The 9,109-nt window shown below is 54.6% G+C and carries 8 protein-coding genes; 4 read left to right on the plus strand and 4 right to left on the minus strand.

From position 1 onward, the window contains the following. Nucleotides 1–171 precede the first annotated feature (171 nt). Entirely contained in the window at nt 172–411 is a 240-nt protein-coding gene (locus LGN17_RS33140) for a helix-turn-helix domain-containing protein (RefSeq protein WP_226201067.1), read from the minus strand. A 190-nt stretch (nt 412–601) separates the two neighbouring features. Between LGN17_RS33140 and LGN17_RS33145 the strand changes: the two genes are divergently transcribed. The 3 genes from LGN17_RS33145 (at nt 602) to LGN17_RS33155 (ending at nt 2,250) form a co-directional block, all read left to right on the plus strand. Further along, nucleotides 602–1,270, plus strand: coding sequence for a hypothetical protein (locus LGN17_RS33145; protein WP_226201068.1), 669 nt, complete (start codon nt 602–604; stop codon nt 1,268–1,270). Nucleotides 1,271–1,462: 192 nt separating this feature from the next. Next, the gene (locus LGN17_RS33150) at nt 1,463–1,705 is read left to right on the plus strand and encodes a hypothetical protein (protein WP_226201069.1); all 243 of its coding nucleotides are present in this window, start codon (nt 1,463–1,465) and stop codon (nt 1,703–1,705) included. A gap of 53 nt (nt 1,706–1,758) precedes the next feature. Further along, nucleotides 1,759–2,250 (plus strand): hypothetical protein, encoded by a 492-nt coding sequence (locus LGN17_RS33155; protein ID WP_319000880.1) that lies wholly within the window; start codon nt 1,759–1,761, stop codon nt 2,248–2,250. Between the two features lie 66 nt (nt 2,251–2,316). On the opposite strand, the gene LGN17_RS33160 is transcribed toward LGN17_RS33155, so the two are convergent. From LGN17_RS33160 to LGN17_RS33170, 3 genes are all read right to left on the minus strand, one after another. Next, nucleotides 2,317–5,031, minus strand: coding sequence for a P-loop NTPase fold protein (locus LGN17_RS33160; protein ID WP_226201071.1), 2,715 nt, complete (start codon nt 5,029–5,031; stop codon nt 2,317–2,319). 562 nt (nt 5,032–5,593) lie between these two features. Beyond that, entirely contained in the window at nt 5,594–6,322 is a 729-nt protein-coding gene (locus tag LGN17_RS33165) for a caspase family protein (RefSeq protein ID WP_226201072.1), read from the minus strand. Nucleotides 6,323–6,332: 10 nt separating this feature from the next. After that, on the minus strand, nt 6,333–7,181 hold the full coding sequence (locus LGN17_RS33170) for a hypothetical protein (protein ID WP_226201073.1): 849 nt from the start codon (nt 7,179–7,181) through the stop codon (nt 6,333–6,335). Between the two features lie 251 nt (nt 7,182–7,432). On the opposite strand from LGN17_RS33170, the gene LGN17_RS33175 reads away from it, so the two are divergent. Further along, entirely contained in the window at nt 7,433–9,004 is a 1,572-nt protein-coding gene (locus LGN17_RS33175; RefSeq protein ID WP_226201074.1) for a DEAD/DEAH box helicase, read from the plus strand. The last annotated feature ends 105 nt before the right edge of the window (nt 9,005–9,109 follow it).

Genomic DNA, 9,109 nt, shown 5'->3' on the forward strand with positions numbered 1-9,109 from the left:
CCTGCGCGTCACACCTTCGAGTTTGGGCGACTCTGGAGCCGCCCGTAGGGCGGCTGTCCACACCTCTGGTGTGGGCAGCAGAGGTGTGGACACGGGGGAACTTGCACTGTTACCTGACGTCGGCCATTTTTCAGATGGCGCTGTGCGTTCTCGATGACCGCGCTCAGCTGGTCAAAACTTCTGCTCAAGTTCAGCGACGAACTGGCTTGCTGGTATACCCAGAGCCTCACACCAGGTACATAGTTCAATAACATCCAGCCGGCGCTCTCCGCGCTCGCACTTGCTAATGAACGTCTGAGTGGTCTCAAGGCGAGCTGCGACCTCTTCTTGTGTAAAGCCTGCCTCTTCTCTGGCTGCTCGCAGCAGCTTAGCGAACAGAGCGTATCGGCGAGAGTAGATAGATTTTTCCATTGGCGGCTCGACGCGAAGAGCCGCAAGGTTGCAAGCGATTTTGGAATAGTCCAAAATAGACTATTCGCAAAGCGAACCTCGGCCTGCCACCGCGCGGATTCGCGATGCCGCGCTACCGTTGAATGTCAACATCACACGACGCACGCACCGGTAGCAAACTTCACTTTCACAATCGTTCCTCGCGAAGGACATGCGCGTCCCGCCGCAGGTCGATGACGGAGAATTATTGGTGATTGCTCCTCGAGGACTGCGTCGCACGCTGTCGTGTGATAACTCGCCGGCGGTGCGCCGGCTGTTGAAGATGGTTGAACCCGTGGACACCGAACTGCACCCTAAGCCCCGCATGTGGATGGCGAACAGTAGGCAGCGCGAGCTGTTTTCTTGCTTCCCGCTGTTCTTTCGCGCGGTGCATTATCCTGAGTCGTACCTTGCGAACATCTCGCACTTTGGTATTCAGTGCGGCGTTGGCTGGTACCCAATCATCGAAGCGCTGGCGCGCGACATTGAGGCCGAGCTTCGCACCTTTTGGCGGGAGCAACTCCAGTTTCCGGAGCAAATCGCCCAGATGGATAGGGCACTCCTGCACGGCCGGGCCACCTATCCCGCACTGTCCCTCTGCACCGACATCACGCAGGTCGGCGGCCAGCTTACGGTAGTTCTCCTCAGTGGACAGCTGTGTCCCCCGGATGTGGAATCGCGCATCCAAGCGCATGTGCAAATCGCAGTGACAGGCGCCCGGCAGGTATGCGAGAGCTGCGGCAAGCCAGGCGAACTTCGGAAAGGTTATTGGCACCGCGTCTATTGCGACGAATGCATCGCCCCAGTCGCCGACCTGGTTCCAGCCGACTCACACGGATAAGCCAGCGAACATTGCGCGCCTGCGCGTGCAATTGCACCGGCAATTGCGACGTATATTGAACAATATCCCATGACCACAGCATATGAGCGCACAAAGGCAGTCATCGAATCGCGTACGGACAATCGCATCAGCTTCGCCCGCGCGCTCTTATCCTTTCAGTCGCGAAATGCTAGGTCTACGGAGGAGTACAAGATGCATTCAAACAATCACATTGACCTGGAGATTGCTCTCCGCAAGATTCACGAGCTGGCGATGGCCGAAGGTGATTTAGGCTATGCGTATTGGTACGAAGTCGGACGGCTTCTACAACAAGCCGCTGAAATGCAAGCTGAAATAGATTTGCTTTGCATAGAGTTGGAGCGATGTCGTGCAACGCGCGCGAAAGCTAACAGAGCCGTTAAGCAGCGCCAGCAGAGTGCGAGCAAGGCGAGATGACGCAGCGACTTCGGGATGTTTTGGGCAAGTTATACAGGCCGCCGGCGAATGGTATGCGCCAAGTATTCGCGCTGTCGCGATGCGAAGCGGAAAGACTGCCACGTTTGCCGTCGTTGGCCATCGTCTCCATTACTGCGCCGGAAAGGCCGCCGGCCCGTCTCGACGGCTTCAACCATCTATTGCGCCTGAGCTTCGCCGACGTGGACTTCCTGAAGCCCAAATTGTCAAGCAAGGCGCAGGAGAAACTCAGCCAGGCATTCACGCCCGAGCAGGCTCGCGTGGTCCGCTCGTTCGTCGAAGGCCTGCCCGACGCGGTGTCTTCGATTGTCGTTCACTGTGAGGGCGGGTACTCGCGGTCGTGCGCAATTGCCCTGGGACTTCATCGGCTATATGGGTACAACGTGGAAATGCAGCATCTCGCACGGGCGAATCCCTCGGTGCTTCGCGTGATGACGGCAGACGACAGCGTGGACCGCAGCCAAACTGAGCACGGCCGGAGAGGGGGGCGGCGAAGTGAAGGGCAGGCGCGCGGCGGCTTGCATTAGCGTTTGGCGGCCTGCTCAAGCTCATCAGCATTATCCAGCGGCCAGTAGTCCCTCATACCTCCAAGGTCAAGCAGATGGGCTCGAAGCTTTCTGCCCGGTGTGTTCCATAGCACGAACTAACAAATTGCGAAGAACCGCAGCGTTTTGTCCAACAAGTAGTTTCGATGCCGGCCCATTGAGACCACTCGTCAACTCTGCAGCTGCAACATCCCTAAAATGTGCATCCGCACACAACTCCAACAGCAGCTGGCTCAGTACTTCGTGTTGCCCATCAGATATACCCACGATGATAGATAGCACGTCGTATATACCAGTGCGCAAAATAATTTCGCTGCACGATTTCGTGAGGTGATTTAATCCAGGATTCCTTTCGCGAAAGAATTGACGGATGTTAGACGAAAACACGGTCATGACGACGTCTCGGGAGTCACTGGGCAATACGCAGCCTGACCATATATGAATTATCCCGAATTTAATTAATTTCGCATCGACCGTGAATGACACCACTCCGTGTTGTGTGTTTCTTGCCCACGAAGCAAATTTATCGGCCTCCGCCAATGCCCTTACGAAGGGGCGTGCGTGGTCATTCGACGCGGATATCACGCAAGTCAAGCATTCCAATATCTCATACGCATCCAAATTTTCGCGCGCAAGAGTTGTCTTTTCAAGTATGTCAGTCACGGTCCGAAAAAATCCTGAACCTCTAGATTCCAACCCTTGCTGAAGAACCAATTGTGCACGGCCATCCGAATTCATTGGCAACAGTTCCCTTGCAATCCACTCCGCCAGATAATTATCACTATCGGCTGTATCCAGAAAATCCAAAGCAAAGTCATATTCTGGCTCCGCTTTTATCTTCATGCAGATGGAAGCCCAACGTTCGGTGCTTACTCGCAAACGAATTCGCCCTCCCACGAAGTCAATCGCGGAATTGCGAATTTCGGCAATTGATAAAATTTCAATCAGAGACATTACCCAAACATCCCAAGCAGCCGGTGGAGTAGACTCGCTCGACTCAGAAAGAGGGACAAGGGAATTCAAGAGGTGACATATTCTTCTGGCGGAAAATGCATCATTATTGGTGAGCTTGAGATATGCAGCAACGCCATCCGCGGCATTCGGATTGGATAGATTTAGAAGAGACGCGGTTGCCATCACATGGTCAATTCGCGGGCGAATATGGGACAGCAACCCAATCTTGAATGGGCTCAAAAATGTCGGGTCGGTAAAAATAACAAGAGCCCGTAGATACGCAAAGAAAAGCGGCTGCTCCCTATTCGCGTTCTCCGGAGATTGCGACATCATCGAGAAAATCTGAATTAGACGTTGCTCCAGAACATCCTGCGCGGCTGGACTGCTATCGAGAATGTCACGAAGCTCGGCAGAATCACCTTTTTCCAAAGCCCTTTCGAGACTCGGCAAAATCAATAGATACAATGATTCTTCAGATTTCACTGCATGCAAATACAAAGTTGCAAAGTCTTGCTCCATGGAAGTAGAGTAGTACACTTGTGCCAGTTCAAGCGGAACCTGCCATTCTCGGTGCCTCTCCATGTTCCGGGAAAGAACGTAGGCTGCCAGCGTTGATAGCGGCATGTCGCCGCGCCGCTCTGTATGAAGGGCGACGAGCTCATTTACCAGAACAACTATCTCTCTAGGTGTTGGTGAGCCAAGTGAATTGGTAGCGTGCAGTAAGCGCGCAATGACTTCGTGGCTTCCATCATCGTCTGGGCCAAAGCAATATTCGAGCTTATCCGCGAGAAATTCTTTCCAAGGTCGCAGCATTGGAAGCGGCAATGTCATCCGAACCTGGAAAACCTTTTCGAGAATGTTCCCCCTCATGCTGCCTGCGACCGGTGCTGCAATGTCCACGCTTGTTGGTCCCAAGATGCGACTTGCGTCTGCTATGGGAACGAGCAGCCATAAGCGTTTAAACCAATCCCTCTTTCGAAACGTCGGGTTGTCAAGGAATGACCGAAGTAGAGTCCATACCTGCTTCGCTTCATCAGAGTCGATGCGGTCTAGGTTATCGACAACGATGACAAGTTTCCGTGCTGACGTCAGGGTCTCCGTCATCAAACTCTCAAAAGCCTCCTGAAACTCTATTGACGTAGGCTCTGGGTCTGTCAGCGTCTCAGTTGTCTCATCCAAAGTGGACCTCGTCGTCATGACTCGAAGGTCCGACGCACTTATTCGTTGCACGATATAGAACAGACCTGCCGCACCGGATATGGTCAATCCCCACAATAGTGAAGCTGGCAAACCTTGCAGTGCCTTTGAAAGCAAGCTGAAGACGACAGGCGAAAACAGCGCGCCAGTCACGCCGAGAGCCATTGCCACTCTGGCGCGCTGCGTTAATTCCGGCCACGATGACTTTATGACGAGCTTGCGCTTGCCAGACATGCTCAAAAGTTTCTTGGTCCATTTCTTATCTGCATCAGATTCTGGATGAATCCACTCGCAAGAACGGAGGTCTCTCACGAGGCTTTCAAAGAAGGCGCGACGCAGGCCATCACCGGAGTGGACCCATGCGTCGTAGACAAACATCCGAGTAAGCGGATTCTTCTCGACCTCAGGCGCTTGACCCTTGGATAGGCGCTTTCTAAGAATCTGTACAACCGTTGACTTACCTACGCCCCATTCGCCGTCGAGACGGATGCTTTTTCCCCCATCAGATGATTCAATCAGCGTTGCTAGAGCGGTAGCGATTCGGTCATGTGCTCCGAACGAGTCAGCAATTGCAGGTTCGTCAGGAAGTAGTCTGGCGGGACGGAATGTCATTTTTTTGCAGAGTCAATACAGTAAGTTGCAGGTTCTCGGACCGCGCGGGTCTGGTAGTAGGGAGAGGTGGATACCATTTCGGCCGCGAACCTGGTGAGTTCGTACGAGACTTTCTCCTGCTCGACTCGGTGCGTGGTATCAGCGACGAAGGTGACAGCAGCGTATCCCGGGAGTAGCTGGTCGAGGCGCATAAGAGCGGAGGCCTAGCACAAATGGTCACACTGTAAAACGAGATGCGACAGCGATTGCCAGACGTACTCGGCAGACTGTACCGGCCTCCTGCTCACGATTTGCACTGTCTCGCGACGACGCGGAAAAACCGCTCCGATTTTTTCATTCTGACTTTTTGCCTGCGCGTTCCAGAAAGCTAATTCATGGAAGTTGACTTGTTGGCATCTGCAATAGGGAACAGGCCATCGAACGGTGGCCTGTTGGGAGCCGCGGAAGATTCAGCGAGACGAAGCGAGCACCTTCGCAACCTCTGCTGGCTCTGGGTTGGAGCACGACCAAACGCTAACGCTCGCGTCGCATCCAATCGATACATCGCGACATGTGAGCTATATCACGTGCGCACGGCAAACGGGAATCGCGGCAAAGTCCGGGGAAACCCGGCATGGGGATTTTGCTCCATACCCGTATGGCGCTGAACCCAGCGTGCTGCGCTGTCATGAGCCTCACTGACGGTCAACACTCCGCCAAGACCTAACGAAGACTCGCCCCACTTCTTTCCCTCGTTTATCAACGCGGCGGAGTAGTACCCGCCCTTCCCGCGCTCTTCGCCAGCGCCTTCACCGATGGCACACCCATACATTATCGCGATGCCGGGTGAACATTTTTCCAGATGAGTATTGAAGATGCGACGGCTCGCCTGTATGTCCTGGGCCAAGGCAAATTTTTCCAATGAAGCACGAGCCTCGTCCAAAATGATTTGGCGCGGCAAGACGCGACAGGCGTCGATAATTACCGTCCTCCTTGCCGCTCCCTGCTTCAATTCGAATTCGTCCATCTCGACACCGGGCGACAGGGTCAGCATGCCCGTACCGGCTGAAGGCGAGTAGCGACCGTGCCCGGCAAAAACGACGACTGAGTAGTCCACTTCGCGCAGCTTCTGAATCTCACTCTTTACCGTCGCTACCGTAGGCGACTCGAGAATTATGATTTCGTTGGCTAACCACCCCCCGCCGGCAGAACTTTTGAAGAACGCCGGATAGTTCTTCATGTCGTCCCACACTCCCGGAATTTCCTTGTCCGGGCATCCAATCACCAGCGCCTTACGTTGTAAACTGGTCACATCATTCTCCTTAAGAGCCGTTGCCCTTCTCTTCCTGAGGTTTTTCGTCAAACCGAGAAATAATCGACTTCGCAAGCCGCTCCCCGGTCCCGCCGGCAATCGCCGCCAACATTGATACGAGCGACATGTGCTCACCGCGAGCGAATGCGCCAAAGACCAAGTCTGAACGAACTGCCATAGCCACGACCAACCCCGAGATTGCTCCCGCAACTATTCGAGATGCTCCCTCCAGGTGATGGAGACTCTTGCTGGCTCCGAGTTCGAAGTGCATGTCTCCGCTGCGAATGATGACTGAGAAGAGTGCGCCGAGCGCGCCACCGCACGCGGCAAAGAGAAGCCAGTATGCTGTAGAACCCAGGAGTTCTTCGATGCAATGACGCTTAAGCCAAAACACGGCGCAGACAACAATGAATGGCAGCAGAGCAACGGCGCTCGCCTGGAGATACCACTGACGCGACATCTCATCGCTGCGCGACTGAAATACCGCCCTGGCAGATGCGATGGTCTTTTCAGCACCGTCAAAGTCGCCTTCCAAGCATAAGACGGTTGCCTCTCCGAGCAGTGTACGTTGCCGAATGAGAACAGATTCGCTGAAGCCGTCTGCGGGCTTCAATTCTTCGACTGTGATTTCCGCCAGGAGTGCTGAGCGCTTTTTCCTGACTTCGGGCTCGCCGGACTCCTCCTCCTTGTCGAATTCCTCGCTGGTCTGCCAATCTATTCGAAGGTCCTTTTTGAGGCAGACACAGTAGTCCCGCGCCCTGCGAATGATGATGTGTTGGTCCAAATCTTTCCACTTGTCCCCATATCCACCGTCAGCCTCAGTATTCGCGTCCTGGGCTTGATTATCGGCTTCCGTCATTCGTGTAAACCCTTTCCCGTGTGGTCTTGTTGTTGAAATCGTTCTTGACGCAAATCAACTTTTATCAGCTGTGTCAATGTCCGCGTCTTTCCGGTGTTTCCCGCGGATGCCGAGGTCCACGGAATCCGGGCTATGATTTAGACGCACGTCTTCAGGAAACGGCGTCGCCGAGAACATTGTAGCGAAGATATATTGCTGCAAGAAGGCGAGCCGTCGAACCAATACGTATGAGTTGTCGAACCGGAGCCGCCATGGCCACCAAAGCAGTATTCGTTGGCGTTAGCAAGCAGCTTGACCCTACTATCGACGAATTGTCGGGCACTCGTCGGGACGCTGTCGCGCTGTGGTCGCTCTTTACCGACACGCTGCCTGACATCAGCTCACGGCTTATAGTCGACGAGTCTGCGACCAAACAAGCGACGTCTCAGGCCATCCTGCAAACTCTTGAGACAGCGGAAAATGACGACGTTGTCATCATCAGCTTCGCTGGCCATGGCACGCCCGACGGTAGCCTCGTTTTCTATGACACCCAGCGGACGGACATAACAGGCACTACGCTGCCAATGGCAACTTTCGCCGACGCCTTCAAAGCGTCGAATGCCCGCGTAGTGCTGTTCATACTGGATGCCTGCTTCGCAGGTCATGCTCCTGCCCGCGTTCTCGAAGTTGATGCGAAGCCTCGTAACGCGTTCACATTCGAGCAAGTTGCCGGCGACGGTCGAATCCTTCTCGCTGCGTGCACGGCAACCCAGTCCGCATGGGAGCAACCAGGAACCGGTCATGGATTGCTCACTGCAGCGCTGATTCAGGCCATGACGAACGAGTCGGTTGACACTGTGAGCTTCCCTGCCATCGCTGACGAAATCATTCAAATCGCTCGCGTCGCCGGCCTTGGTATCGGAGTCACCCAAACCCCTGTGTTCCTGGGTCAGGTTGAGGGCGGCCTCGTTTTCCCACGGTTGAAGCGCGGCGAAAATTTTCAAGCGCATTTTCCGTCGATGGACATCGTCAGTACGACTGGCGCGTTCTCCGACCTCCTTCCGCACGGATTTCCACAGAGCGTCGTCGACCAATGGGCATCTCGCTTCCCGGATGGCCTGAATCCGCTCCAGCTGCGAGCAGTGAATGAGTTTGGCGTGCTCGCGAGCAAATCCCTGATGGTGATAGCGCCAACAAGTTCGGGGAAGACATTGATTGGCGAACTTGCCGCCGTCCAAGCAGTGCTCGCGGGAAGGAAGGCTATTTTCTTGCTTCCGTATCGCGCTCTCGTCAATGAGAAATGTGAGGAATTTTCAGCCAGGTACGGCGAGGTCGGATTGCGGGTTGTTCGATGCACTGGAGACGCCAACGATACCGTGGGCGCCATTCTCTCGAGTCGCTACGACATTGCGTTTTTCACATACGAGATGTTCCTCAACATTGCGCTAACCTCGCCGCATGTACTGAATCGCCTGGGCGTTGTGGTGCTGGATGAAGGGCAGTTCATCACGGACTCTCGTCGAGGCATCACTGTCGAATTGTTGCTGGCAATGCTTACACGCGCCAGAGCACGTGGCGTAGCTCCGCAACTCCTTGTGCTCTCCGCGGTCCTCGGTCAGCTCAACGGGTTCAATCAGTGGCTCGATGTCGCCGTTCTGCAGTCAAACGTGCGCCCAGTTCCGCTTGTCGAAGGCGTACTAGACCGCATGGGCACGTTTCAATTCGTCGATGTCGATGGCACCATCAAGGCCGAACCGTTACTGCCGAGGCATGAGATTGTTCTACGCACAAAGTCACCGTCTTCCCAGGACGTAATTGTTCCCTTAAAATCTCTAACAAAATGAGTGTTCGGGGGCTGTTAACCCGCCGCGCGTTTTGTTAACCTCTTCGTTGTTTCGCTGACGAGGAGGCCATGGCCAAACCGATACTCGATGACGAACTGTGGTCAC

This window comes from Burkholderia sp. AU30280 (assembly GCF_020420125.1).
Classification (GTDB): domain Bacteria; phylum Pseudomonadota; class Gammaproteobacteria; order Burkholderiales; family Burkholderiaceae; genus Burkholderia.